The 24,846-nt window shown below is 69.1% G+C and carries 20 protein-coding genes; 7 read left to right on the plus strand and 13 right to left on the minus strand.

Annotated features, from left to right (window positions below; all coding sequences use genetic code 11):
- Positions 1–444 precede the first annotated feature (444 nt).
- Both ACZ6Z4_RS37005 and ACZ6Z4_RS37010 read right to left on the minus strand, forming a co-directional pair.
- Positions 445–1,914, minus strand: a complete 1,470-nt coding sequence (locus tag ACZ6Z4_RS37005; RefSeq protein WP_465576421.1) for a M20/M25/M40 family metallo-hydrolase — start codon at positions 1,912–1,914, stop codon at positions 445–447.
- Complete coding sequence (locus ACZ6Z4_RS37010) at positions 1,914–3,299, minus strand: serine hydrolase domain-containing protein (RefSeq protein ID WP_465576425.1); 1,386 nt, start codon at positions 3,297–3,299, stop codon at positions 1,914–1,916. The genes ACZ6Z4_RS37005 and ACZ6Z4_RS37010 overlap by 1 nt, the downstream gene beginning before the upstream one ends.
- A 155-nt stretch (positions 3,300–3,454) precedes the next feature.
- On the opposite strand from ACZ6Z4_RS37010, the gene ACZ6Z4_RS37015 reads away from it, so the two are divergent.
- Together ACZ6Z4_RS37015 and ACZ6Z4_RS37020 are read left to right on the plus strand one after the other, a co-directional pair.
- Entirely contained in the window at positions 3,455–3,997 is a 543-nt protein-coding gene (locus tag ACZ6Z4_RS37015; protein ID WP_465576430.1) for a dihydrofolate reductase family protein, read from the plus strand.
- A 68-nt stretch (positions 3,998–4,065) separates the two neighbouring features.
- Positions 4,066–4,974, plus strand: coding sequence for a diacylglycerol/lipid kinase family protein (locus ACZ6Z4_RS37020; protein WP_465576433.1), 909 nt, complete (start codon positions 4,066–4,068; stop codon positions 4,972–4,974).
- Here ACZ6Z4_RS37020 and pulA read toward each other — a convergent pair.
- From pulA to ACZ6Z4_RS37045, 5 genes are all read right to left on the minus strand, one after another.
- Positions 4,971–10,676, minus strand: a complete 5,706-nt coding sequence (gene pulA / locus ACZ6Z4_RS37025; RefSeq protein ID WP_465576436.1) for a pullulanase-type alpha-1,6-glucosidase — start codon at positions 10,674–10,676, stop codon at positions 4,971–4,973. The genes ACZ6Z4_RS37020 and pulA overlap by 4 nt on opposite strands.
- Positions 10,677–10,775: 99 nt before the next feature.
- The gene (locus tag ACZ6Z4_RS37030) at positions 10,776–11,486 is read right to left on the minus strand and encodes an SIR2 family NAD-dependent protein deacylase (protein ID WP_465576441.1); all 711 of its coding nucleotides are present in this window, start codon (positions 11,484–11,486) and stop codon (positions 10,776–10,778) included.
- Positions 11,483–12,040: a GNAT family N-acetyltransferase gene (locus ACZ6Z4_RS37035; protein WP_465576444.1), complete on the minus strand. Its 558-nt coding sequence runs from the start codon at positions 12,038–12,040 to the stop codon at positions 11,483–11,485. Before ACZ6Z4_RS37035 ends, ACZ6Z4_RS37030 begins: the two co-directional genes overlap by 4 nt.
- A gap of 31 nt (positions 12,041–12,071) precedes the next feature.
- Entirely contained in the window at positions 12,072–12,281 is a 210-nt protein-coding gene (locus ACZ6Z4_RS37040; RefSeq protein ID WP_465576448.1) for a sulfurtransferase TusA family protein, read from the minus strand.
- Positions 12,278–13,405, minus strand: coding sequence for a cysteine desulfurase family protein (locus ACZ6Z4_RS37045; protein WP_465576452.1), 1,128 nt, complete (start codon positions 13,403–13,405; stop codon positions 12,278–12,280). Before ACZ6Z4_RS37045 ends, ACZ6Z4_RS37040 begins: the two co-directional genes overlap by 4 nt.
- A gap of 94 nt (positions 13,406–13,499) precedes the next feature.
- Between ACZ6Z4_RS37045 and ctaC the strand changes: the two genes are divergently transcribed.
- The 4 genes from ctaC to ACZ6Z4_RS37065 all read left to right on the plus strand — a co-directional run bounded on the left by ctaC (position 13,500) and on the right by ACZ6Z4_RS37065 (position 17,978).
- Entirely contained in the window at positions 13,500–14,399 is a 900-nt protein-coding gene (ctaC, locus tag ACZ6Z4_RS37050; protein WP_363671146.1) for an aa3-type cytochrome oxidase subunit II, read from the plus strand.
- Positions 14,396–16,174, plus strand: coding sequence for an aa3-type cytochrome oxidase subunit I (ctaD, locus tag ACZ6Z4_RS37055; RefSeq protein ID WP_465576456.1), 1,779 nt, complete (start codon positions 14,396–14,398; stop codon positions 16,172–16,174). The genes ctaC and ctaD overlap by 4 nt, the downstream gene beginning before the upstream one ends.
- Positions 16,171–16,566 carry a cytochrome c oxidase subunit 4 gene (locus ACZ6Z4_RS37060; RefSeq protein WP_465576459.1) on the plus strand — a complete coding sequence of 132 codons (396 nt, stop codon included), beginning with the start codon at positions 16,171–16,173 and terminating at the stop codon, positions 16,564–16,566. Before ctaD ends, ACZ6Z4_RS37060 begins: the two co-directional genes overlap by 4 nt.
- Before the next feature lie 164 nt (positions 16,567–16,730).
- On the plus strand, positions 16,731–17,978 hold the full coding sequence (locus tag ACZ6Z4_RS37065; RefSeq protein ID WP_465576463.1) for a L,D-transpeptidase: 1,248 nt from the start codon (positions 16,731–16,733) through the stop codon (positions 17,976–17,978).
- Positions 17,979–18,052: 74 nt separating this feature from the next.
- On the opposite strand, the gene ACZ6Z4_RS37070 is transcribed toward ACZ6Z4_RS37065, so the two are convergent.
- Positions 18,053–18,310, minus strand: coding sequence for a hypothetical protein (locus tag ACZ6Z4_RS37070; RefSeq protein ID WP_465576468.1), 258 nt, complete (start codon positions 18,308–18,310; stop codon positions 18,053–18,055).
- A 161-nt stretch (positions 18,311–18,471) separates the two neighbouring features.
- Positions 18,472–19,029 carry a TetR/AcrR family transcriptional regulator gene (locus tag ACZ6Z4_RS37075; RefSeq protein WP_465576472.1) on the minus strand — a complete coding sequence of 186 codons (558 nt, stop codon included), beginning with the start codon at positions 19,027–19,029 and terminating at the stop codon, positions 18,472–18,474.
- A gap of 49 nt (positions 19,030–19,078) precedes the next feature.
- Between ACZ6Z4_RS37075 and ACZ6Z4_RS37080 the strand changes: the two genes are divergently transcribed.
- On the plus strand, positions 19,079–20,428 hold the full coding sequence (locus ACZ6Z4_RS37080; RefSeq protein WP_465576476.1) for an NADP-dependent oxidoreductase: 1,350 nt from the start codon (positions 19,079–19,081) through the stop codon (positions 20,426–20,428).
- 78 nt (positions 20,429–20,506) lie between these two features.
- Here ACZ6Z4_RS37080 and qcrB read toward each other — a convergent pair whose 3' ends face one another.
- From qcrB to ctaE, 4 genes are read right to left on the minus strand one after another with little or no spacing between them, the layout of a single operon-like run.
- Positions 20,507–22,204 carry a cytochrome bc1 complex cytochrome b subunit gene (qcrB, locus tag ACZ6Z4_RS37085; protein WP_363671135.1) on the minus strand — a complete coding sequence of 566 codons (1,698 nt, stop codon included), beginning with the start codon at positions 22,202–22,204 and terminating at the stop codon, positions 20,507–20,509.
- A gap of 5 nt (positions 22,205–22,209) precedes the next feature.
- Positions 22,210–23,268 (minus strand): cytochrome bc1 complex Rieske iron-sulfur subunit, encoded by a 1,059-nt coding sequence (gene qcrA / locus ACZ6Z4_RS37090; protein ID WP_465576480.1) that lies wholly within the window; start codon positions 23,266–23,268, stop codon positions 22,210–22,212.
- The gene (gene qcrC / locus ACZ6Z4_RS37095; RefSeq protein ID WP_363671131.1) at positions 23,265–24,131 is read right to left on the minus strand and encodes a cytochrome bc1 complex diheme cytochrome c subunit; all 867 of its coding nucleotides are present in this window, start codon (positions 24,129–24,131) and stop codon (positions 23,265–23,267) included. Before qcrC ends, qcrA begins: the two co-directional genes overlap by 4 nt.
- Positions 24,128–24,841: an aa3-type cytochrome oxidase subunit III gene (gene ctaE, locus ACZ6Z4_RS37100; protein WP_465576485.1), complete on the minus strand. Its 714-nt coding sequence runs from the start codon at positions 24,839–24,841 to the stop codon at positions 24,128–24,130. The genes qcrC and ctaE overlap by 4 nt, the downstream gene beginning before the upstream one ends.
- Positions 24,842–24,846 lie beyond the last annotated feature (5 nt).

The following is a 24,846-nucleotide window of genomic DNA, read 5'->3' on the forward strand; positions in this document are numbered from 1 at the left end:
CGAGATTGACGCCGTATGGGGCGAGCTTGCCCATCGTGCTGGTCTCGCGGCGGCTGCGGGGGACGACCTGTGGCAGGTCGCCGGGTGGTTGTCGCCTTCCGCTCCGTCGTATGCCAGCGCAGCAGCCGCATGCGCTGAGTGTCCGCAGGTCGGGGGCGTCAGCGGCCGCGTCGCGGCCCGGACCAGTGGTGGCCGCTCGTGATTGGAGCGAGTGGGGGGTGCGTCGTTCTCGGGCCGGCGGTGACTGCATCGCGGTCCGGTCCAGTGGTGGCCCGCTCGTGCTCGGGGCGAGTGGTGGTTGCGATGTACCCGGGCTAGTGGTGGCTGGGTGGTGCTCCGGGGTTGAGGCTGCCGCGTCGTGCCCGAACAACCGCGCCTGCGTCGCGCCCGGGATCAACGGGGGCTGCGTCGTACCGGCGTTAGCGGTGGGTGCGGGATACAGGGTCAGTGGGTGAGGAGGCGTAGGGCGGTGAGGGCGTAGGTGCGGGCGGCGGTCAGCAGTTCTTCTACTGCAACTGACTCGTTGGCGCGGTGGGCTTCGGTTTTCACTGAGCCTGGGCCTAGGACTATCACCGGTACGGCGAGGTCGCGGGCGATGAAGCCGCCGTCGCACGCTGCTGTCCAGCCGGCGAGGGGGAGGTTGGGGCCGCCGGATGCGGTGAGGGCGGTGTTGGTGATTTGGACCAGGTCGGCGGAGGCGGGGGTTTCGAAGGCGGGCATTTCCATGGGCATGGAGAGGTCTACGGTGAGGTCGCGGTCTTCCAGGTGGAGGGCGGCGACTCGGTGGCGGAGGTCGTTGAGGACTTCCGCTGGGGATTCGCCGGGGAGTAGGCGGCGGTCGGCGACGAGGGAGCACTCGGCGGGGACGATCGAGCCGCCGGTGCCGCCGTTGATCTGGCCGACGCTCCAGGTTGCGGGGCCGAGCAGGGGGTGGGGTTTCTCGGCCAGTTCTGCGTGGATGCGCTCGATTTCGGCGATCACCGCGGCGGCGCCATAGATCGCGTTCGCGCCGTCGGCGGCGTTGCCTGCGTGGACGGCGCGGCCGTGGACCTCGACGCGCAGGTAGGAGTCTCCGCGGGCGCCGATGATCGTCTGCAGGTCAGTTGGCTCGGTTGTGATGCAGCCGAGGAAGGGAGGTTGCCGGGTGAGGTCCGCGTCGGCGGGTTGCCCGGGGAGGTCCGCGCCGGCTGATTGTACGGCGGCGTCCGCGCCGGATGTTTGTACGGCGACGCTCGCGGCGGCAGGTTGCCCGGTGAGGTCCGCGCCGGATGGTTGTACGGCGACGCTCGCGGCGGCAGGATGCCCGGGGAGGTCCGTGCCCGCTGGTTGACTGGCGGTGCTCGCATCGGCCGCCTGCCCGGCGACGTCCGCGCCGGCTGGTTGCTCGGCGAGGCCCGCGACGACTGATTTACCAGCGCCAGCCCAGCGCGACTCCACGTACGCGCGGATGCCCTTGCCGGTTTCCTCCTCGTCGACGAGTGCAGCCAGCTCGACCGGACCCGACAGCTCGACGCCGCGCAGGATCGCCAGCGCGGCCAGGGACGCGGCGAGGCCGCCCTTCATGTCCGAAGCCCCGCGGCCGTAGAGGCGGCCGTCGATCAGCTCCCCGCCGTACGGGTCCTTCGTCCAGCCCTCGCCGACCGGTACGACGTCCGTGTGGCCGAGGAGGAGCAGGCCGGGGCCGTCTCCGCCGGGCAGCGTGATCGTGATGTTGTTCCGACCCGGTTCGACTTGGGTCTCGGCGACCTGCAGGCCGAGGGCGGCTGCGGCGGCGCTGAGGACGGCGACGGTCGCCGCCTCGTCGCCCGGCGGATTCTGGCCTGTTGCTTGGAGCAACGACTGGGTGAGCTCGACGACCCACTGCTCGTCGAGGCGGTCCAGGATCTCCCGCTCCGCCGCGGTCAAGCCATCCATCACACCGGCTCGGAGGTGATGGTCAGATCGGTGGTGCCGAAGCCGACGTTGAAGGCGACATCCACAGCGAGCCCGGCGTCGCTCGGGTGGCAGCGCAGCGTGATGACGAACGGTGTCTCCAGCACGCGGATGGTGCCGACGAAGCTGTCGCCGTCGCCGTACGCCGAGGTGACGATGCGCTGGGCCGGGTCGGGGAGCGTATAGGTCTGCTCGGACCAGGCGCCGGGGGCGATGGTGATCTCCTGCTCGCCGGACTCCCAGGGGCGGGACGCGACGAAGGTGAAGGTGCCGGTGCCGTCGGCGTCGAGGCGGGCGGCGGAGATGCCGGCGTCGTTGGGCGCGAAGCGGTAGGTGCGGCCGTTGCCTGCTGGGGGAGTGGGGCCGGCCGGCGGGAGGAGCTCGAGCGGCTGAGCGGTGGTGTCGCCCTCCGCGCCCTTGCCCTCGAGGACCGGCAGCAGGTGCTCCCAGATCACGTTCATCGTCGCCTGCATGTCCGGCGACGAGCTCGTCATCACCACCGCGGCGTCGTGGTCCGGCAGCACCAGCACGTACTGGCCGAACGCTCCGTCAGCCCGGTACGAGTTGTGCCGCCCGCGCCAGAACTGGTAGCCGTACCCCTGCTGCCAGTCGGGGTTGCTCTCGCTGCTGTTGTCGACCTGGGCCGAAGTCGCGGCCTCGATCCAGTCCGCAGGCACGAGCTGCTCGCCGTTCCACACGCCCCGCTGCACCAGCAGCTGCCCGAACGCAGCGAGCGACGGCGTACTGAGGCTCAACCCCCAGCCGCCCATGTTGATGCCCTCGTCGGACGTCTCCCAGATCGCCTCGGTGATCCCGAGCGGCTCGAACAGCCGGGGGCGCAGGTAGTCGATCAGCTTCTCGCCGGTCACCTTCTGCACGATCGCCGACAGCATGTACGTCGCACCGCTGTTGTAGACGAACGGCGCGCCCGGCGCGTGCTCGACCGGCAGCCGGAGGAAGCCCTGCACCATCCGCCCGGTCCGCCCCAGCCGGTCGACCGTGTCCACCGCATGACCGGTCGCCATCGTCAGCAGGTGCCGGACCTCCATCGCGGCCAGGTTGTCGCTGATCGTCTCCGGCAGGTCGTCGCCGGAGAAGAACGAGACCACCTTGTCGTCGACCGACAGCAGCCCGGCCTCGACCGCGAGCCCGACCGCGGTCGAGGTGAAGCTCTTCGAGACCGAGAACAGCAGGTGCCGGTCGGTCAGCCGGTACGGCGACCACTCACGCTCCAGCACCACGTGACCGCGCCGCAGCACCATCACGGTCTGGATCTCCTGCTCGGACGCGTCCAGCGCCGCGACGAAGGCGTCGAGGCCGGTGCTGGAGAGTCCTTGGTCTGCGGGCGTGCTGCGAGGAAGGGTCACCCGAAGAACGCTAGCTCGCGGCCCCGACAAATTCACCGGATCTGGCGTGCCGTGAGACAGGGGTCAGGAAATCTTCAGGTCCGGGTGTCGATTCCGCCGGCGGCCGGTCGACGTACGGGCAGAAGCAACCATCCGACACCCCAAGGAGCACCGAAATGCGCAAGATCGTGGCCGGCCTGTTCATCTCCCTCGACGGCGTCACCGAGGCGCCCGACCAGTGGCACTTCCCGTACTTCGACGACGCCATGGGCGCGCAGGTCGACGCGCTCACCGCCCGCTCCGACACGATGCTGGTCGGCCGGAAGACCTACCAGGAGTTCGCCTCGTTCTGGCCGACCGCGGAGCTGGAGATGGCCGAGCACATGAACGGTACGCCGAAGCTCGTCGTCTCCCGCACGCTCGACACCGTCGACGCCTGGCAGAACTCGACCCTCGTCGGGGGCGACGACCCGATCGAGACGCTGCGCAAGCTGAAGCAAGGTCCGGGGAAGGACATCAGCGTGGTGGGTTCGTCGACGCTGGTCCGGTCGCTGCTACGGGCCAAGGTGCTCGACGAGCTGCACCTGCTCGTGCACCCGATCGCGGTCTGTCACGGGGCGCGACTGTTCGACGACGGGGAGACGGTTCCGCTGGAGCTGATCTCGGTGACGCCGTTCGAGACCGGCGTACTGCACACGGTTTACCGACCGGCCGAGTAGTCCCTGGGTTTCCTGGGCACTCCGTGGAATGCTGCACCTCCATTCCCCTGAACAGACAGGCTCTACCGGTGACCACACAAGCCCAGCCGCGGGCCGCGGTGATCCTGAACCCGATCAAGGTCGGTGACGTCGACGCGTTCCGCGCGAAGGTCGACGCCGCGCTGACCGAGCGCGGGTTCGACGACTCGCTGTGGCTGGAGACGACCGAGGACGACGCCGGGTACGCGATGGCGCACCGGGCGATCGACGAGACCGTCGACCTCGTCGTCGTCGCCGGTGGGGACGGGACGGTCCGGGTGGTCTGCGCCGAGCTGGCGCGGACCGACATCCCGGTCGCCGTCCTGCCCGCCGGAACCGGGAACCTGCTGGCCCGCAACCTCGGGATCTCGCTCGACCTCGACGTCGCCCTCGAGCAGGTGCTGGACGGGTCCGAGCAGCGGATCGACAGCGTGCTGGTCAAGGGCGATCAACTCGGCGACGACCGGTTCGTGGTGATGGCTGGGCTCGGGCTGGACGCGGCGATCATCGCCGACGCTCCTGATGATCTGAAGAAGCGGGTCGGCTGGGCGGCGTACGTCGTGTCGACGGTGCGCAACCTGAACCATCCGTTCGTCGAGGTCGAGATCTCCGTGGACGACGCGGCGCCGATCAAGCGCCGGGCCCGCACGGTGGTGATCGGCAACGTCGGCACGCTGCAGGCCAACATCCCGCTGCTGCCCGACGCCGAGCCCGACGACGGCCAGATCGACCTGGTGGTGCTCGCGCCGCGCCGGATCAGCCACTGGCCGCGGCTGGCCCTCAGCCTGGTCGTCAAGTCCCTGAACGAGGGCCGCCACATCCAGCGCTTCACCGGTCAGCGCATCCAGGTGAAGGCCGCCACCGCCGTACGCCGGGAGCTCGACGGCGACACCATCGAGACCGGCCGCATCCTGAGCGCCGAGGTCGACCCCTCGGCGCTCGTCGTCAGAGTGCCTTAACGCTGAACCAGTACGGCGACCGTCCGGGCCGGCACCGACACCGTGCCGGTTCCAGCCGTCCAGGTCGTCTGCTTGACCACCGGGTCGGACCCGGCGGCCTGGACAGGCGACAACGACAGGTTCGCGCCGGACAGCCCCGGGAGCTGCTGGCTCACTGTGGAAGCCGTCGAGTTGAAGACCACCACCACGCCCTTCAGCGCCGGGTCGACGTTCGGGCCGACCGTGTCGTCGATGCGCATCGTGACGACCCCCGGTACAGCAGCAGGAGTGCCGCTGAGCGGGAACGACAGCTTCTGGTTGATCAACCCCGCGGATCCCAGCCGGAACAGCGGGCTCGAGAAGCGGAGCTTCAGCAAGTCGGCGGCCGAGGATGACGCGGTAGCGACGTCGGCGGCGGTCGGCTTCAACGAAGCGTCAGCGAGCAGCGGCTTCATGAACGACCACTTCGCCTCGTTGTCCGGCTTCGGCGGCAGCCCGTGGCCGAAGCCGTTGTCGGCGCCGGTCCAGTCGAGCTGGTTAAACCAGTCGCCCGAGTCGTAGGAGTTGCGGTCCAGCGACTTGCTGCGGAGCAGATCAGCACCGGCGTGCCAGAAGGACGGCGTCTGGGACAGTGCGGTGGTGGCCAGCGACAAGGTGTTCATCCGGACTCGATCGGCCATCGGCAGCGTCGCCGGCAGCTTGAAGGTCAGCGAGTCCCACAGCGTTTCGTTGTCGTGGGCATCGACGTACGTGATCACCTCGTTGGGCTGGTCCGCGTACCCCGCGGGGGAGCCGTTGTAGTCGACCCCGTCACCTCGTACGACGGCCCCGCCGTCCGCCGACTTGAACGTGAACGCCCGCAGGTTCCCGGCCAGCCCGAGCTGGACGAGATCCGTGTCGTGAGAGAGCCGCTTGGCCTGGTCAGCGGCCGAACCATTGACCGGCGCCCCGTTCGGATCCGAAGCGGCACCCGACCCGAAGCCCTGTACCCGCGGGTCCTCGTCGAACGGCCCGCCACCCCGGACGGCGTCCCGCAGCCGGTCCGAGAACGTCGCGATCCCGGTTCCGCCGAGGTTCCCCTGCGTCGCCTGCTCGAACAGCGCGTCGTTGGCGACCTCGCCGAAGTTCCAGCCCTCGCCGTACAGGGTCACCTTCTTGCCGTCCACGCCGTCCCGCGCGACGGTCAGCTTGTCCAGAGCCGCGCGCACCTTGAGCATGTTCGCCTTGCTGTGATGCCCCATCAGGTCGAACCGGAAGCCGTCGACGCGGTAGTTCCGCGCCCACGACACCGTGCTGTCGACCATGATCTTCTCGGCCATCGCGTGCTCGGTCGCGATGTTGCTGCAGCACGTCGACGTCTCGACCGCACCCGATGCGTTCAGCCGCTGGTAGTAGCCGGGGACGACCTTGTCGAGCACCGACGTCGGCGCCTGACCAGCCGCCGGTGTGTGGTTGTAGACCTGGTCGAGCACCACCCGCAGCCCCGACTTGTGCAGCCCGCCGACCATCGTGCGGAACTCGGCGACCCGGCTCAGCCCGTCCTTCTGGACGGCGTACGAGCCCTCCGGCGCGAGCCAGTGGTACGGGTCGTAGCCCCAGTTGAAGCCGTCCTTCGCGGCGACCGCCGTGACGCACGCCTGCTGCTGCTCGGAGTCCGCAGGCAGCGCCTTCAGGTCGCACGCGGGCTGCTCCTGCGTGCCCTCCGGGATCGACGCGATGTCGAACGTCGGCAGTAGATGCACGGTGTTCAGCCCGGCCTGCGCGAGCTTGCGCAGGTGCTTGGTCCCGGCGCCCTCGTCGGCGAACGCGAGGTAGGTGCCGCGGTGCGCCGCCGGGACGGTGCTGTCGCTGATCGAGAAGTCGCGCACGTGCAGCTCGTAGATCGTCGAGTCGACCGACCGCGCCAGCGGCGGCACCGGCGTCCGCGACCAGAGCGCGGGCTTCCCGGCCGGGTCGTCGAGATCCACCGCGACCGAGTACGCCGAGTCGGTGGTCAGCGCGACCGAGTACGGGTCGGTGACCACGTTCGTCTCGACCTTGCCCGTGCTCGGCGCGTAGACGGTCACCTCGTACCGGTACTGCGCGCCGGCCCACTGCCGCCGCCCGTCCGCGGTCCACGAGCCGTCCGACGACTCCCGCATCGCCACCCGCTGCCCGCCGATCAGCAGCGAGACCTTCTGCGCGGTCGGCGCCCACAGCGTGAACCGCGGGACGCCGCCGTGCCAGGTCACGCCGTACGAGCGCCCGACCGCGGCGCCGTACACGTCGTCCAGTACGCCGGGGAGCTGCACCCCGGTCGCGTCGAGCAGCCGCCCGGCGTCGTCGTACTGGGCGAGCCCGAGCTGGCCCTTGAGGATCTTGCGCGCGTCGGCGTGGTCGAGCCGGAGCGCGGTGTACCCCTTCAGCGCGGGGAAGCGAGTCAGGATTTCCGACGGCAGGCCGTGAGGATCGACACGCAGCCCCGACGACGAACCGCCGATGTCGTCGGCGTCGACCGCGAGCCCACCGGTCGGCGACCAGTGCAGCCGCCAGCGCGACCGCTCCGGGTGCGCCACCGGCGGTACGGCGAGCAGATCCTTCGCGACCCAGTGCGCCTTGGCCTGCTTCAGGTCGGGCTGCGCGCCCGGCTTCGACGTGGTCACCGTGAGCTGGTGGGTCGCGAGCGCGTACGAGAACGTGACGACGAGTCCGTCCCCGGGAACGGTGATCGGGATGTTCGCGCCGGTCGGGCTGCCGCCGGCGCCGTAGCTCTCGTCCCACGACAGGCCGTGCGCGACCTTCGCCTCATAGCTGCCCGCTCCCAACTCGCTCGTCGACCAGGTGAAGGTGCCGTCGCCGTCCTGGTCGGTCAACCAGGGTCGCATGCAGTCGGGTGACCAGTCGGCCGGGCAGCCCAGCTCGGACTGGAACGACCCGGGCACGGTGACGATCGGGCCCTGCGCGTCCGAGGTGACGAAGTGCCGGCCGTGCTCGTAGTAGAACGTGGTCGGGGTGGCCGGCGCGGTGTAGGAGATGTTCGCGCCGTTGAGGTTGCCCCCGGCCCCGTAGTTCTCGTCCCAGGTCTTGTTGATCGCGGCCTTGTAGGCGTGCTCGCCCGCGGGCAGGGTGTAGCTGCCCTTCCAGACCTTGTCGTCGGGGTCCAGCGTCAGCTGCGCCTGGTCGCAGTCCGGCGACCAGTCCGCGGCGCAGCCCATCTCGCTGTTGTGGTCGCCGGGCACGCTCACGTTCGCGGGCTGGACGACCGGGCCGCCACCGCCACCCCCGCCGCCACCGGGCGGCGGCGGGTCGCCGGCCACGCCGTACGCGCCGGAGACGGAGTAGTTGCCGGAGGCATCCTTGAGGACGGCCCGGTACTCGAGCAGGGTGCCCTTGGCGAGCTTCGAGACGTCGTGGAAGACCCGGTACGGCGCGTTGTCGTCGGCGCCGAGGCGCTGCCAGGCCGTCGTACCGACCGGGCGGACGCCGAAGGTGACGGTGACCGGCGTGTTCTCCGGCACCGCGGCGGCGATCTCGGCGCGTCCGCCGACCGTCGCGCCGAGCTCCGGCGAGCTCAGGTAGACAGCCGGCGCCTTCGAGCGGTGCGGCACCTTGGACACGGCCTGGTAGACCGTGACGGACAGCGGCGGCTGGGTCAGCGTCGCCCGCCCCTCCCGGTCGGTGACGAACGACTTGGTGCCGCCGTACACGGGCCGGAACACGCGAGCGCCGTACGTCGGGACCGTCGCCGTCTTCGCGGTCGTCGCGTTGTTGGACACGACCAGGTACTCGACCTTGTCCGCCCCGAGCCGGCTGAACGCATACAGCCCGCCGGTGTTCGACGAGTACCGGTGGATCTGGGTCCCGTCGCCCAGCGACGGGTACTTCGCCCGCAGTTTCTGCAACGCCGCGATGTGCTTGTACATCGGCGCCTGCGTGTTGAACGAATCCTTGTTCCCGATCGTCGAGGTCCCGGTCCCGTCGACCACCTCGTCGTCGGCGTAGTCGCTGGTCTGGGTCGCGAACATGTCCTGCCGCGCGTCCTTGTCGCCGCCCGGACCGGTGAAGCCCTGCTCGTCGCCGTAGTAGATCACCGGCTGGCCGCGGGTGAGGAACATCAGCGAGTGCGCGAGCTTGTCACGCTGCAGGAGTTCCTGACCCGCTGCCCCGGACTGCTTGAGGAACGTGCCGACCCGGCCCATGTCGTGGTTCCCGAGGAACGTCGGCAGCTGGTACGCGTTCGAGTCGGCGTCGGTGTAGTAGTCGTCGTTGGCGTAGAAGTCGCGCAGCTTCGTCGACGGGTCGCCCTTGGCGAACGCGACCGCGCTCTGCTGGAAGCCGAAGTCGAGCGTCGCCTGCAGCGCGCCCGAGGTCGTGTACGTCGACATGAACTTGGGGTCGGCGTCGAAGACCTCGCCGAACATGAAGAAGTCCTTCGACCCCTTGGCCTTCGCCGCCTTCAGGATCTCCGGCGAGAACTTCTGCCAGAACTCCAGGTTCACGTGCTTCACGGTGTCGATCCGGAACCCGTCGATGCCCAGCTCGGCCCAGGTCTTGTAGACGTCGATCATCCCGTCCCGGACCTTCGGCTGCTCGGTGAACAGGTCGTCCAGACCGACGAAGTCGCCGTACTCCGCGCTCTCGCCGGCGAACGTCGAGTCACCGCGGTTGTGGTAGAGCGTCGGGTCGTTCAGCCAGGCCGGCTGCTTCACGGTCTCGTCGGCCGGCGTCCTGAAGACCGGCACGTTCGGGAAGCTGGTGTTGCGGTCCAGCGGCGGGAACGTGTCGCCGCCGGCGTACTGCTTGTCGTCGAAGACGTTGCCTGCGGCGTCCTTGTACGGCGCGGTCGACTTCGGGATGTAGCCGTACTGGCCGGACTGGTAGGCGATCACGTCCGCGGTGTGGTTGGTGATGATGTCGAAGAAGACCTTCATGCCCTTGCCGTGGGCGAGCTTGATCAGCTTCTGCATGTCCGCGTTGGTGCCCAGGTGCGGGTCGATCTGGGTGAAGTCGGTGATCCAGTACCCGTGGTACCCGGCACTGACGTCCGCACCCGAGCCCTGCACCGGCCGGTTCTTGAACGACGGCGTCAGCCAGATGCTCGTCGTCCCGAGCGACTTGATGTAGTCGAGCTTCTGCATCACGCCGGCCAGGTCGCCGCCGTGGTAGAAGCCCTTGTCGGTCGGGTCGAGCCCGGTGGTCAGCCGGTCGCCGGTCAGCCCGCCCGCGTCGTTCGACTTGTCGCCGTTGGCGAACCGGTCGGCCATCAGGAAGTAGAAGCGTTCCTTGGTCAGGTCCTGGCGCAGGCTCGGGGAGGCGAGCGCCTTGTCGGCCGCGGTCGGCGTCGTACCGGCCAGATCGACCGGCGCGACGCTGACGACGTGCGTCGTGTCGTCGTAGCTGAACCGCACCTTGGCCGGGCCCGCGAGCGTGAGCGGGATGTTCGGCCCGTTCAGTACGCCGCCGGCGCCGTAGTTCTCGTCCCAGCCGCCGTTGACGGTCACCTTGTACTCGTAGCTGCCGGCGGGCACGTCGAAGACCTTGCTGTACGGCGCTGCGGCGCCAAGACTGGACGCGGCACAGCCCGGGTCCCAGTCCCCGGCGCAGCCGAGCTCGCTCTGCAGCGACCCCGCGAGCGTGATCACCCGCTCCGCGGAGGGACCGGCAGGTGCTGCGGACGGCGTACCGAGACCGACCGCGACCACGGCGACCGCGGTCGCTCCGGCCAGCCAACGGGCACGGCGCATGACGAACCTGAGCATCGCGGGTTCCCCTCCCAAGACAGGACAATCTGCCCGGGACGCTAGCCCGGGACCCCGGGCGGGGGAAGGGGTCGAAGGTCGCGCTCAGGTCACGGCGAGCAGATCGGGCAGGGTGGTCTCGATCGGAGTGTGCAGGAGTTGGTCGGCCTCTTCGTCGTACGGCGTCGGCTGGGCGTTCATGATGATCAAACGCTTGCCGGCCTTCAGCGCGACATCGCACAGCCCAGCCGCCGGGTACACCTGCAACGACGTACCGACGGCCAGGAACGTGTCACACGCCTCCGTCGCCGCGACCGCCGCGTCGAGGACCCGCTGATCCAGCGACTGGCCAAAAGAAACCGTCGCCGACTTGAGAATGCCGCCGCACACCTCGCAGGCCGGATCCTCCTCACCGGCGTCGAGCCGCGGCAGCAGGTCGGCCATCGGGATCCGCCGCGCGCACTGCAGGCAGTCGACGAACCAGACCGTCCCGTGCAGTTCCAGCACGTTCACCGAGCCGGCCTTCTGGTGCAGCCCGTCGATGTTCTGCGTGATCAGCGCGGTCAGCCGGCCCTGGCGCTCCAGCTCGGCCAGCGCGTGGTGCCCGGCGTTCGGCTCGGCCGTCCACGCGGGCGCTGACAGCCGGTGCTTCCAGGCTGCCGCCCGGACCCGCGGCGACGCGACGTACTCGTCGATGTCGAACATGGCCTGCGCGGCCGGGTCCTTCGTCCACAGGCCCTGCGGCCCGCGGAAGTCCGGGATCCCCGACGCGGTCGAGATCCCGGCCCCGGTCAGTACGGCGAAACGTTCGGTCACACCGGTGAACTTACCGGCCACTCCGTGGCCAGCACCGACATCACGATCGAGTCGACCCACTCGCCCTCCCAGAACAGGTCGTCGCGCAACCGGCCCTCGACCACGAACCCGGCCTTCTCGTAGGCCCGCTGGGCGCGCGGGTTGAACGCGTAGACGCCGAGGCTGATCCGGTGCAGCCCGAGCTTCTCGATCCCGTAGCCGACGATCAGCTGGGTCGCCTCGGTCCCGAGGCCACGGTTGCGGCCGCTCGGCCCGATCAGGATCCGGAAGTTGCAGGCCCGGTTGTCCTCGTCGTACTCGTTCAGCACCGCCTCGCCGACGGTCTGCCCGGTCGCCTTGTCGACGATCGCGAGATCGAGCCGGTCCGGCTGGTCCTTGCGGGTGCGCATCCACTCCAGCGCCTTCTCGTCGCTGATCGCACCGTGGCTCCCGGTCAGCCGGGCCACCTCCGGGTCGTCCATCGCGGCCTTCATCGCCGGGAAGTCCTGCTCGTCCAGCACCCGCAGCACGACCAGCTCGCCGGTCAGCGTCGGTTTGTACGCAAAGTCGCTCATCCCGAGAGTCTGCCGACCGCTCGCCGCTGTGTCAGCTGAGTTTGCGGACGACGTACCGGCCGTCCTCGGCGGCGACCAGCTCCTGGCCGCGCATCCGGCACCAGGCGGGGATGTCCGTCGCGGCGGCCGGGTCGTCGGCCAGTACGGCGATGCTGTCGCCGACGGCGAGCGCCGGGAAGGCCTGGGCGAGCTTGATCACCGGGAGCGGACAGAGCATGCCGCGGCAGTCGAGGGTCGTCACATGCCCACCTCTGCCCGGATCCGCTGGACCAGGCCGGGGAGGACCTGGGCGAAGCGGTCGACGTCGTCGTACGTGGTGGTGCGGCCCAGCGAGACGCGGACGTTGCCGTGGGTGAGCACGCCCATGGCGGCCAGGACGTGTGACGGGCGGAGCGTGCTCGCCGTACAGGCTGAGCCGCTGGAGACGGAGAAGCCCTCGGCGTCCAGTGCGGTGACCAGGGCCTCGCCGTCGACGTACAGGCACGAGAAGGTCAGGACATGAGGGAGGCGGTCGTCGGGGTCGCCGACCACCTCGACGTCGGTCAGGTCGGCGGCGACGCGGGTGCGCAGCTCGGCGATCCAGGCGCGATGCTGCTTGTCCAAGGCATCGGCTTCCTGAAGGCGGGCCTGGAGAGCAGCGGCGGCGGCCAGCGCTGCCGGGACGTTCGGGTGGCCGGGGGAGAGGCCGTCCTCGCGCTCGTCGACCGGCCAGGCCGCTGCGAACCGGGTGCCCTTCCGTATGGCGAGCAGTCCGACACCGGCCGGACCACCCCATTTGTGAGCACTTGCGCTCAGCACCGACCACCCGGCGGGGATCGGCTCGTGACCGACCGTTGCCGCGGCGTCCACGAACAGGGGGACTCCGGCGGCCTGTGCGACCTCGCTGAGCGCGTCCACAGGCTGGCGGGTGCCGACCTCGTGGTTGGCCGTCTGCAGCGCGGCCAGCGCGACGCCTGGTTGCTGGAGCTGGGTGGCGAAGTGGTCGGAGTCGACACGGCCCAGGTGGTTGACGGGCACCTCGTACGGCGTACCGGCTGTTGCGGCGGCGTGCAGCACGGCCGAGTGCTCGACCGCGGAGTGCACCACCGTGGCGCCGATCCGTCGCCGGGCGGCCGCGACGGCGGGCAAGCCGGCATGGATCGCGGCCGTGCCGGAAGTGGTCAGAAACAGCTCATCCGGGCGGACTCCGACGCCCTCGGCGAGCACCGCTCGGGCGTTGTCCAGCAGCAGTCTGGCGGTCCGTCCCTCGTGGTGCAGACGGGCCGGATCGGCCCACCCGGAATCGAGTGCCTGGAGCAACACCTCACGTGCGGCAGGGTGCAGTTCCTCGGCACTTGCGGCGTCCAGGTATGCACGGTTGCTCACGGAGGAAACGCTAAGCCCTACCTGTGCGCAGAACTGCGGAGGCTGTCCAGTAGTGTTCTGTCGTCAGTCTCACCTGGGAAGGGAAAGGCGCCCCGTGGGTTCGAACGGCACGTCCGGAGTGGTCGCGCGAGCGGCGGGTCAGCAGACCCGCGCCGCCGCACGTCCGGCGAAGCGACGCCTGCTGGTCCCGGCAGCGGTAGTGGTCGGCACATTGCTGCTGACCGGCTGCTCGTCGGAGACCAACGCGCAGTGGAAACGAATTGGACTGCCGGAGGGTGCTTCGGACCGGACCGAGGCTGTCCGTAGCCTGTGGGTCGGGACGTGGATCGCCGCGCTGGTCATCGGTGTGGCGGTCTGGGGCCTGATCCTGTTCGCCGTGGTGCGGTACCGCCGGCGCAGCGAGGACGCCCCGCGGCAGACGCGCTACAACCTGCCGCTCGAGGTGCTCTACACGCTCGCGCCGTTCGCGATCATCGGTGTGCTGTTCTTCTACACCGTCGAGCACGGCAACGAGATCACCCGGAACTCCGGTGCCTCGACGCACCAGATCAACGTGGTCGGCCAGCAGTGGCAGTGGACCTTCAACTACAAGGACACCGTCGACGGGCAGCAGGGCGTCTGGGAGACCGGAACGCTCGACCAGCCCGCCGAGCTGGTGCTGCCGGTGAACGAGTCGGTCGAGTTCGAGCTGACCTCGCCGGACGTCATCCACTCCTTCTGGGTACCGGCCTTCTACTTCAAGCTCGACGTCATCCCCGGCCGGACCGGCAAGTTCGAGCTGACGCCGACCAAGACCGGCACCTTCGCGGGCAAGTGCGCTGAGCTCTGCGGCCTCTACCACAGCCGGATGATCTTCACCGTCCGCGTGGTCACCGCCGACGAGTACCAGGCCCACCTGCGCGAGCTGGCGGCCAAGGGCCAGACCGGTGCCGCCGTCGGTGGCCAGGACGCAACCACCATTCCCGGCCACGGGGAGCAGGAGGGCGAGAAGTGACCGACTTCGCCGAGCGTAGCGGCGCCGTGGGCGCCGCGACTGCGCTGCCGAGGCGGCGCAGCAAAGGCCAGATCGCGGTCAAGTGGCTCACCACCACCGACCACAAGCTGATCGGTCACCTGTACCTGATCACCTCGTTCATCTTCTTCCTGATCGGCGGCGTGATGGCGCTGCTGATCCGCGCCGAGCTGGCCAAGCCGGGTCTGCAGATCGTGAACGAAGAGGTCTACAACCAGCTCTTCACGATGCACGGCACGATCATGCTGCTGCTGTTCGCGACGCCGCTGTTCGTCGGCTTCGCGAACGTGATCATGCCGGTCCAGATCGGGGCCCCCGACGTCGCGTTCCCGCGGCTGAACATGTTCAGCTACTGGCTGTTCCTGTTCGGCGGCACGATCACGATCTCCGGGTTCTTCACCCCGGGCGGCGCCGCCGACTTCGGCTGGTTCGCCTACGCCCCGCTGTCGAACGCGGTCCGTTCGCCGGGCGTCGGCGGTGACCTGTGGATCATGGGTCTGTACCTGGCCGGTCTGGGCACGATCCTCGGTGCGGTCAACTTCGTCACCACGATCATCACCATGCGCGCGCCCGGTATGACGATGTTCCGGATGCCGATCTTCACCTGGAACATCCTGGTCACGTCGATCCTCGTTCTGATCGCGTTCCCGATCCTGGCCGGCGCGCTGCTGATGCTGGAGGCGGATCGAGCTCTAGGGGCTCACGTCTTCGACGCGGCCAACGGTGGTCCACTCTTGTGGCAGCACCTGTTCTGGTTCTTCGGCCATCCCGAGGTCTACATCATCGCGCTGCCGTTCTTCGGCATCATCACCGAGATCCTGCCGGTGTTCAGCCGCAAGCCGGTCTTCGGCTACATCGGCCTGGTCGGCGCGACGCTGTGGATCGCCGTCCTGTCGGTGGCGGTCTGGGCGCACCACATGTACGTCACCGGAGCGGTGAACCTGCCGTTCTTCTCCTTCATGACGTTCCTGATCGCGGTGCCCACCGGGGTGAAGTTCTTCAACTGGATCGGGACGATGTGGGGCGGCTCGCTGTCGTTCGACACCCCGATGCTGTGGTCGATCGGCTTCCTCACCACCTTCCTCTTCGGCGGTCTGACCGGCGTCATCCTGGCCTCCCCGGCCCTGGACTACCAGCTGTCCGACTCCTACTTCGTGGTGGCGCACTTCCACTACGTGGTGTTCGGCACCGTGGTGTTCGCGATGTTCGCGGGCTTCTACTTCTGGTGGCCCAAGATGACCGGCCGGATGCTCGACGAGAAGCTCGGCAAGCTGCACTTCTGGCTGCTGTTCATCGGCTTCCACACGACGTTCCTGGTGCAGCACTGGCTGGGCGTCGAGGGGATGCCGCGGCGCTACGCGTCGTACGGCGCGAACGAGGGCTTCACCACGCTGAACGAGGTCTCCAGCATCGGTGCCTTCGTGCTCGGCCTGTCGATGCTGCCGTTCTTCTACAACGTCTACAAGTCCCGCAAGGCGCCGCTGGTCGGTGTCGACGACCCGTGGGGCTGGGGCCGGTCGCTGGAGTGGGCGACCAGCTCGCCGCCGCCGCGGCACAACTTCGTCAGCCTGCCCCGGATCCGCTCGGAGTCCCCGGCCTTCGACCTCCACCACCCGGAGATCGCCCTGGCCGAGTACGCCGACAGCGGCGCACCCCGGGACAACCTGCTCGACGCCGGCGAGGACCAGGGCCGGGTCGAGAACCTCGAGCGCAACTTGAACGCCGGTACCAGCACGGACGGAGAGGGTAAGGCATGAAGGTCGAGGCCTGGGTCTTCGGCATCGTCACGCTGTTCGTCCTGATCGTCGCCCCGATCTACTGGCTGATGTCGGAGGACCCGACCGGGACCACCGCGCTGGTGATGACGTTCTTCCTGGCACTGCTGGTGACGTTCTATCTGAGCATCACCGCCCGCCGAATGGACGCCCGTCCGGAGGACCGCAAGGAAGCCGAGATCGCGGACGGAGCCGGCGAGCTGGGCTTCTTCCCGCCGTACTCGTGGTGGCCGCTGTGGTGCGCCGCGACGCTGTCGGTGGTCGCCCTCGGCCTGGTCTTCGGCTGGTGGCTGTTCATCATCGGGGCCGGGCTCGGCATCATCGCGCTGTCCGGTTTCATCTTCGAGTACTACCGCGGTGACCACGCTCACTGACGAGCGCACCGACGGAAGAGTCAACTAAAAGACCGTTCCGATCGTCATCAGTACTGCGGGCCTCGACCGGCCCGCCGTACCGGTGGCGATCTGGTGCGTCTGGACTGTCGCCGGGGCGAGCTAGGCTTGTGCGGGCGGTGGAACGAATCTCAGGGGAGCACAGGGTGTTGGGTAGTTCGGTGCGCAAGCGCGGCCTGGCCGTGGCGGGGATCTGCGCGATGCTGGTCGTCGCGGGAGCGTGTAGTGACACCGACGCCGGAGGTCCACCCGCGTCCCAGCAGGGCGGCAGCCCGTCCGCGGGCGCGTCGAACACGCCCGGTGACGACAACAGCCAGACCCCGACGACCGACCCGGCCGCGGCGAACGTGACCGTCACGCCGGCCAAGAACGCCGCGGCGGTGCGCCCGGACCAGCCGGTCAAGGTCGTCACCAGCTCCGGCACGCTGCAGGACGTCACCGTCAGCGACAAGGACGGCGGCAAGGTCAGCGGCTCGTTCAACGACGCCAAGTCGGAGTGGACGTCGCTGCCGCAGCTGAAGCCCGGTTCGACGTACACGGTGGCCGGGTCCGCGCAGGGCAGCGACGGCAAGACCGTGCAGATCAGCTCGACGTTCAAGACGCTGGCCGCGAGCACCCGGCTGAAGGCCTCGGTCGCGCCGCTCGACGGCGAGACCGTCGGCGTCGCGATGCCGATCCAGATCTTCTGGAACAACACCGTCAAGGACCGCGCCGCGGTCGAGAAGCGGCTCTCGGTGAAGACCTCGGTCCCGGTCGAGGGCAGCTGGCACTGGATGAACAGCAAGCAGGTCAACTACCGGCCGAAGAACTACTGGCCCGCCGGCACCAAGGTGACCGTGAACATCGCCACCCAGGGCGTCAACGCCGGCGGCGGCGTCTGGGGCTCGGCGAGCCGCCAGATCGACTTCACGATCGGCAAGTCCGTCGTCACCAAGGTCGACGTCAAGAAGCACACGATGGCCGTCACCATCAACGGCAAGCTGGCCCGTACCATCCCGATCACCGCCGGCAAGGACGGCTTCACCACCCGCAGCGGCGTGAAGGTGATCATGGAGAAGTACCGCACCAAGCGGATGGACGCCCGCACCGTCGGCATCCAGCCCGGCGACCCGGAGTACTACGACATCCACGACGTCCAGTACGCCCAGCGCGTCACCAGCTCCGGCGAGTTCATCCACGGCGCCCCGTGGTCGAGCGGCAGCCAGGGCACCGAGAACGTCAGCCACGGCTGCGTCGGCATGAGCCTCAAGGACGGCGCCTGGTACTTCGCCCAGACGCTCCGCGGCGACCCCGTCGTCGTCACCGGCACCAACCGCCCAATGACCCCCGGCAACGGCTGGACCGACTGGAACGACAGCTGGACCAAGTACAAGGCGGGTTCGGCGCTCGCCTGACCTGGGCTTTATGAGGCCGCCTCACCTTCGGGTGGGGCGGCTTCTTGCATTCGGGCTCTGCAGACCGCGCGGGCTCAGCCGGCCGTCCCCGCCGACGGCCGCCTGACGGCGTACTGAGCCAACTGGGCCCAGTCCTCGAGAGCTGTCTTCAGGATCTGCTTCACGGTCTCCTTCGTGTGCTCCAGGGCAAGCGCGATGAAGCACTGACACCGGGTGAGATCGTCGCCGTTCGCCACACACAGCAGAACGCCAATCACTTGAAGACCGCGCGCGGCGGCCGCGCAGCGGACGTCCATCGGCAGCGGGATCCCGATGCATCGAGCGCTGCCCATGCACGAGTGTGACTGCGACTACGCAGCGTTGCCTCTCGATGCAGAGTGTCGGTTCAGCCCTCCCCGAGCGGGAGGCGGACTGCGGGCCGGAGCAGTAGGCGGAGGTCGGCCAATGGCGGGTAGTGGGTGGCCTGCTGGCCGGGTCTTGCCGCGGCTTGGGGTCAGGCGCGAGTGAGGGGCAGGTGGACTGCGGGCGGGAGCTCTCGGCGTACGGGGGTGGCGGCTCGGATGCCTTCGTTGGCCATCAGGGCTAGGGAGAGGTCTTCGAGGACGAAGTCGTCGCGGAGGGCGCCGGCGGACTTGGTGCGGGTGATCAGGTCCAGGAGGGCGCGGAGGGTGCGGTCGCGTTCGGCGGCGAGGCCGGCGGCTGGGGGGAGGCTGGAGGTGAAGGCGCGGGCGAAGCCTCGGTCGAGGGCGTGCTGCTCCATCATGCGTTCGACCATCTGGCTGAAACCGTGCCACGGGTCGGGGGCGTCGAGGGCGTCCTGGACGATCGTGGAGCAGAGCGTCATCTGCTCGGCGAAGGCCGCGGCGTGCAGGGCCTCCTTGGTGGGGAAGTGACGGTAGAGGGTCGCTACGCCGACCTCCGCACGGCGGGCGATCTCGCGGATGGGGACGTCGAGACCCTCCGCGGCGAAGGCCAGGCGGGCCACGGCGAGGATGCGCTCGCGGTTGTCGCGGGCGTCGGACCGCAGCGGGGCTCCCACTTGTGTCGTCACGTTTCTCACTTTAGCTAAACGGACGGGGTGTTCCGTTACGTTCGCGGGCATGAGAGTGATCGAGTTCAGTGAGTACGGGCCGCCCGGAGTACTGCGGGTGGCCGAGGTCGAGGAGCCGCACGCGGGGCCGGGGCAGATTCGGATCGCGACGCGGGCGTCGGGGCTGTCGGTGGGAGAGACGGCGATCCGGGTGGGGCGGTACCGGGAGATCCTTCCGGCGAGCTTCCCGTGGCGGACGGGCTTCGATGCTGCCGGGGTGGTGGACGAGATCGGCCCGGGGGTCGTCGACCTGGCGGCCGGGCCGGGCCAGCCCGGGGCGGCGGAGCCGGTGCGCGGTCAGCTGGCCGGCGGCGGGTCGAGGGCCGCCCACTCCGGCTCGGGTGGACCGGGGATCGTTGCGCCGGGCGCGAGCGGGCCGGGCGCGGGCGGACCGGGGACCGGTCAGCTCGGCGCGGGCGGTCCGGGGCTCGGCGAACCCGGCTCGGGTGGGGCGGGGCGCGACGGACTCGGCGTCGGTGGGCCGGGGGTCGGCCGGCGCGGCGTCGGTGGGCGGGGAATCGGCGGCCCCGGTTCCAGTGGGTCGCCGATCCTCGGGCCGGGCGCGGGTAGGCCGGGGACTGGCCAGTTCGGCGCGGGTGGGTCTGGGACTGGCTGGGGTGGTGCGAGTGAGCCGGGGATCGGCCGGCCCGGAGTGCGGATCGGGGACGAGGTGTTCGGGATGGCGACGATGGAGGGGCGGGCGGCGAATGCGGACTTCGTCGTGCTGGCTGCTTGGGCGCCTAAACCGGCTGTGTGGGGCTGGGAGGAGGCTGGAGGGGCCGCTGGGAGTGTGGAGACGGCTACGCGCGTTCTGGACCGCCTACAGGTCCGCTCAGGGCATACGGTGCTGATCCAGGGCGCTGCTGGGGGAGTGGGGAGTGTCGCCGTGCAGCTGGCGGTGGCTCGGGGGGCTCGGGTGATCGGTACGGCTCGTGAGGGGAACCATGAGTTCCTCCGAGCGCTGGGAGCGGAGGCGACGACGTACGGGCCGGGGCTGGAGGAGCGCGTCAGGAAGTTGGGTGCTGAGGAGGTTGACGCGGTGTTCGACTGTGCTGGTGGGTCGTTGCCTCAGCTGGTGACTATCGCGGGTGACCCGGCGCGGGTGGTGACGATCGCTGACTTCTCTGCTGCGCAGTACGGCGTACACATGTCGCACAGTGCGCCCGCTGATGAGACCGGGGAGGCTGTCGGCGCGGCTGACAGGCTCGCGGTGCACGGGCTTGCGGAGGCGGTGCGGCTCGCTGAGGAGGGCGGGCTGCGGATTCCCGTGGCGGCGAGTTTCGCGCTCGAGGAGGCGCCGGCGGCGCACGAGCTGAGTGAGAGCAAGCACGCGCCGGGGAGGATTGTCTTCCGGCACTGAACAGGAGACCGGCATCCGGTCAGCACAAAGCGAAAGGCCCCGGCTCGCAAGGAGCCGGGGCCTTCGTCTTACCGAGCGTCAGTGCTTCGAGATCTGCTCTCGGGCCGTCTCGTCGTCGGTCTCGACGGTGCCGGTGACGCCGGGGACCTCGGTGCTGTGGCCGAGCTCCTCGTGGTCGTCGTGGCCGTGACCGTGGGCGTGAGCTTCCTCGATCTCCGCCGCGGTCGGCTTTTGCACCGCGTCGGCGAAGTAGAAGCGCGACAGCGCCGCGCGGATCTTGGTCAGGCCGCGGTGCGGGGCCGCGACGCCGTTCTCGTCGGTCTCCGGGCCGACCTCGAGCGGCAGCTGCCGCTCGCGGGCGGTCAGGGCGTACGCCTCGTAGTTCGAGATCGGGGCGTGCCGCTCGGTGTACTCGCCGTCCGGCGACCGCATGATGACGCCGGTCTCCAGGCCGTGCAGCAGCCGGTCGTTGTCGGCGCGCTGCAGCGAGATCGCGATCCGCCGGGTCACCCAGAAGGCGAACACCGGGCCGAGGAACACCGCGAACCGCAGGAACCAGGTGACCGAGTTGAGCGAGACGCCGAAGTGGGTCGCGATCAGGTCGTTACCGCCACCGATCCACAGCAGGCCGTAGAAGGTGATGAACGCGGCGCCGATCCCGGTCCGGGTCGGTACGTTGCGCGGCCGGTCGAGCAGGTGGTGCTCCCGCTTGTCGCCGGTGATCCACTGCTCGATGAACGGGTAGAGGGCTACCAGGGTGACGAACGCGGGCGGGATGATCAGCGCCGGGATCAGCAGGTTCCAGCTCAGCGTCACGCCCCAGAAGTGGGACTCGAAGCCGGGCATGATGCGGACCGAGCCTTCCAGCCAGCCCATGTACCAGTCGGGCTGCGAGCCTGCCGTCACCTCGGCCGGGTTGTACGGGCCGTACAGCCAGACCGGGTTGATCTGCAGCAGCGCGCCCATCAGGGCGGTGATGCCGAAGACGACGAAGAAGAAGCCGCCGGCCTTGGCCATGTAGACCGGCATCAGCGGGTAGCCGACGACGTTCTTCTCGGTCCGGCCGGGACCGGGGTACTGGGTGTGCTTGTGGTACACGACCAGGATCAGGTGCGCGGTGACCAGCGCCAGGATCAGGCCGGGGATCAGCAGCACGTGCACGGTGAAGAACCGGGACACGAAGTCGTCGCCCGGGAACTCGCCGCCGAAGATGAAGAAGCTCAGCCAGGTCCCGATCACCGGCGAGGCCTGGATCATGCCCTGGGTGATCCGCAGACCCGTTCCGGAGAGCAGGTCGTCGGGGAGGCCGTAGCCGATGAAGCCCTCGATGATGCCGAGGAACAGCATCCCGAAGCCGATCACCCAGTTCAGCTCGCGCGGCTTGCGGAACGCACCGGTGAAGAAGGTGCGCAGCAGGTGGACCATCATCGAGGCGACGAACAGCACGGCCGCCCAGTGGTGGATCTGCCGCATCAGCAGACCGCCGCGGATGTCGAACGAGATGTCGAGGGTCGAGGCGTAGGCCTCGGACATGTGCAGGCCCTTGAGCAGGCTGTACGAGCCCTGGTACTCGACCTCGGCCATCGACGGCTTGAACCACAGGGTGAGGAAGACGCCGGTCAGCAGCAGGATGATGAAGCTGTAGAGGGCGATCTCACCGAGCATGAACGACCAGTGGTCGGGGAAGACCTTGCGCAGGTTCTTCTTGCCGAGCTTGGACAGTCCGGTCCGGTCGTCGAGCCAGGCTACCGGCGGGGGAAGTTCTTTCGTGGCCACTGTTGTCACCCTCGTTCCCAGAAGCTCGGGCCGACCGGTTCGGTGAAGCCGCTCTGCGCGACCAGGTAGCCCTCAGCGTCCACGGCCAAGGGTAGCTGAGGCAGCGGACGGGCCGCGGGGCCGAAGATGACCTTCGCTCCGTCGGCCAGGTCGAACGTCGACTGGTGGCACGGGCAGAGCACGTGGTGGGTGGTCTGCTCGTACAGCGAGATCGGGCACCCGACGTGGGTGCAGATCTTGGAGTAGCACAGGATGCCGTCGATGCCCCAGTTCTCGCGGCCGGCCGGGGTCCGGATCTCGTTCGGTGCGATCCGCACCACGATCACCGCCGCCTTGGCCTTGGCGTTCTGGTACTCGACGCCGCTCTCCTCCTGGATCGGAGCGAGGTTCGCGGGGGCGGCGTTGACCAGCTGGCCGACGATCAGGTCGGACGGCTTGATCGGGCGCAGCGTGACGTCGTTGACGACCCGGATGCCCTTGGCCCAGATGGTGTCGTACAGCTTGCGGCCCGGCGCCGGGCCGAGGTCGCGCAGCAGCACGATGGCCGGCAGGCCGAGCAGCGCCATCGCGCCGATCAGCGAGCGGCGGATCAGCTTGCGGCGGGTGAACCCGGACTCCGCGACACCGGTCTGGAAGCCCTCGATGATGTCGGCCTGCTGCTCCGGCGTCCCGTGGCCGGGGTGCCGGTACTCGACGATCTCGGTGTCGACCATCAGCTTCTTGGCCCACTGGATGGCGCCGGCCCCGATCAGGAACAGCGCCAGGCCCAGGCACAGGCCGATCGTCATGTTGTTCGCGTTGCCGGACAGCGGGCCGAACACCAGCGTGGCGTCCCGCGGGATCGCGAAGTACGCGACGCAGGCGCCGAGCGCGAGCACACCGGCCAGCGAGAACATCGTCGCGACCTGCCGCTCGACGCGGTCGGCGGCCTTCGGGTCGATGTCGGTGATCCGGTGCTCGTGCGGCTCGATACCCGGGTCGGGAATCGGCTCCGAGACCTCCACGGCGCCGTGGCCGTGGTCGTCCCCGCTCTTGACGGGGAGGTTGTCCTTGTCGTCGCTCATTCGGCCTTCGCTCCCTTGGCCTTGACGCCCTTGGCGCCGATCCAGACCGCTACGCAGACCAGCAGGCCGATACCGACCAGCCAGCCCCACAGACCCTCGGAGACGGGGCCGAGACGGCCGAGCCCGAAGCCACCGGGGTCCTTCTGCTCCTGCAGGGCGTTCAGGTACGCGATGATGTCGCGCTTGTCCTGCGGCTGCAGCACCTGGTCGGAGAAGACCGGCATCTGCTGCGGACCGGTGAGCATCGCCTCGTAGATGTGCTTGGGGTCCACGCCCATCAGCGACGGGGCGTAGCGGCCGTTCGGCAGCGCGCCACCCTTGCCGGCGAAGTTGTGGCAGGCGGTGCAGTTGGTCCGGAACAGCTCGCCACCGCGGGTGACCTGCTCGTCGGTGGCCTTGCTGATGTCGTAGGAGTCCGACGCCGGCACCGCCGGGCCGGGCGCCAGCGACGCGACGTACGCGGCCAGGGCCTCGATCTCCTCCGGCGTGTACGCCGGGGTCTTGCGCGGGATCTGGGCGCCGGGCTGCATGGCCGGCATCCGGCCGGTGCCGACCTGGAAGTCGACCGCGGCCGCGCCGACGCCGATCAGCGACGGGCCGGCGAACTTGCCCTCGCCGTTGCCGCCGCCCTCGGCGTTCAGGCCGTGGCAGCTGGCGCAGCCGACCGCGAAGAGCTTCTTGCCCTCCTCGATCTGCTGGGACTGGGCCGAGTTGTCGGCGACCGCGTTGTCAGGGGCGAAGGCGGCGTACGCCGAACCCACTGCCAACAGGCCGAACAGGAGCACGACGAGGCCGGCTGACCGGTGCCGTCGTCGCGCAGACAGAAAGCGCGCCGGTGACAAGGAAAGTCTCTTCTCACTCATTTGAGCAGGTAGATGGTCGCGAACAGGGCGATCCAGACCACGTCGACGAAGTGCCAGTAGTACGACACGACGATCGCCGAGACGGCCTGTTCGTGGGTGAACTTACGGGCCATGTACGTGCGTGCGAGCACGTACACGAAAGCGATGAGACCGCCGGTCACGTGCAGACCGTGGAACCCGGTGGTCAGGTAGAAGACCGATCCGTACGGCGACGAGGCGATCGTCACACCCTCGTGGATCAGCGTGGCGTACTCCGTCACCTGGCCGGCGATGAAGACCGCGCCCATCAGGTAGGTGAGGATGAACCACTCACGCATGCCCCAGGAGCGGACGTTCAGCGCCGAACCGGTGCGGCCGACCCGGCCGTGCTCGGCGGCGAAGACGCCGAACTGGCAGGTGAACGACGACAGCACCAGGATCGTGGTGTTGATCGCCGCGAACGGGATGTTCAGGAGCGCTGTGGAGGCGTCCCACAGAGTCTCCGTCCCCGGTGCCGCGGCGGCGGTCGTCACCGACCGGATCGTGAAGTACGCCGCGAAGAGGGCGGCGAAGAACATCAGTTCGCTCGCGAGCCAGACGATCGTGCCGACACTGACCATGCTGGGACGGTCGTGATGTCCGTGTTCACGGGACGCTGGGAGTGCGGTTGCAGTGGCCACGCGGTCATTATGTCGGTCCGGGTTCCTGACAGCACGCCCACCCCCATGCATGTCGG

Source organism: Kribbella sp. NPDC104740, assembly GCF_055583505.1.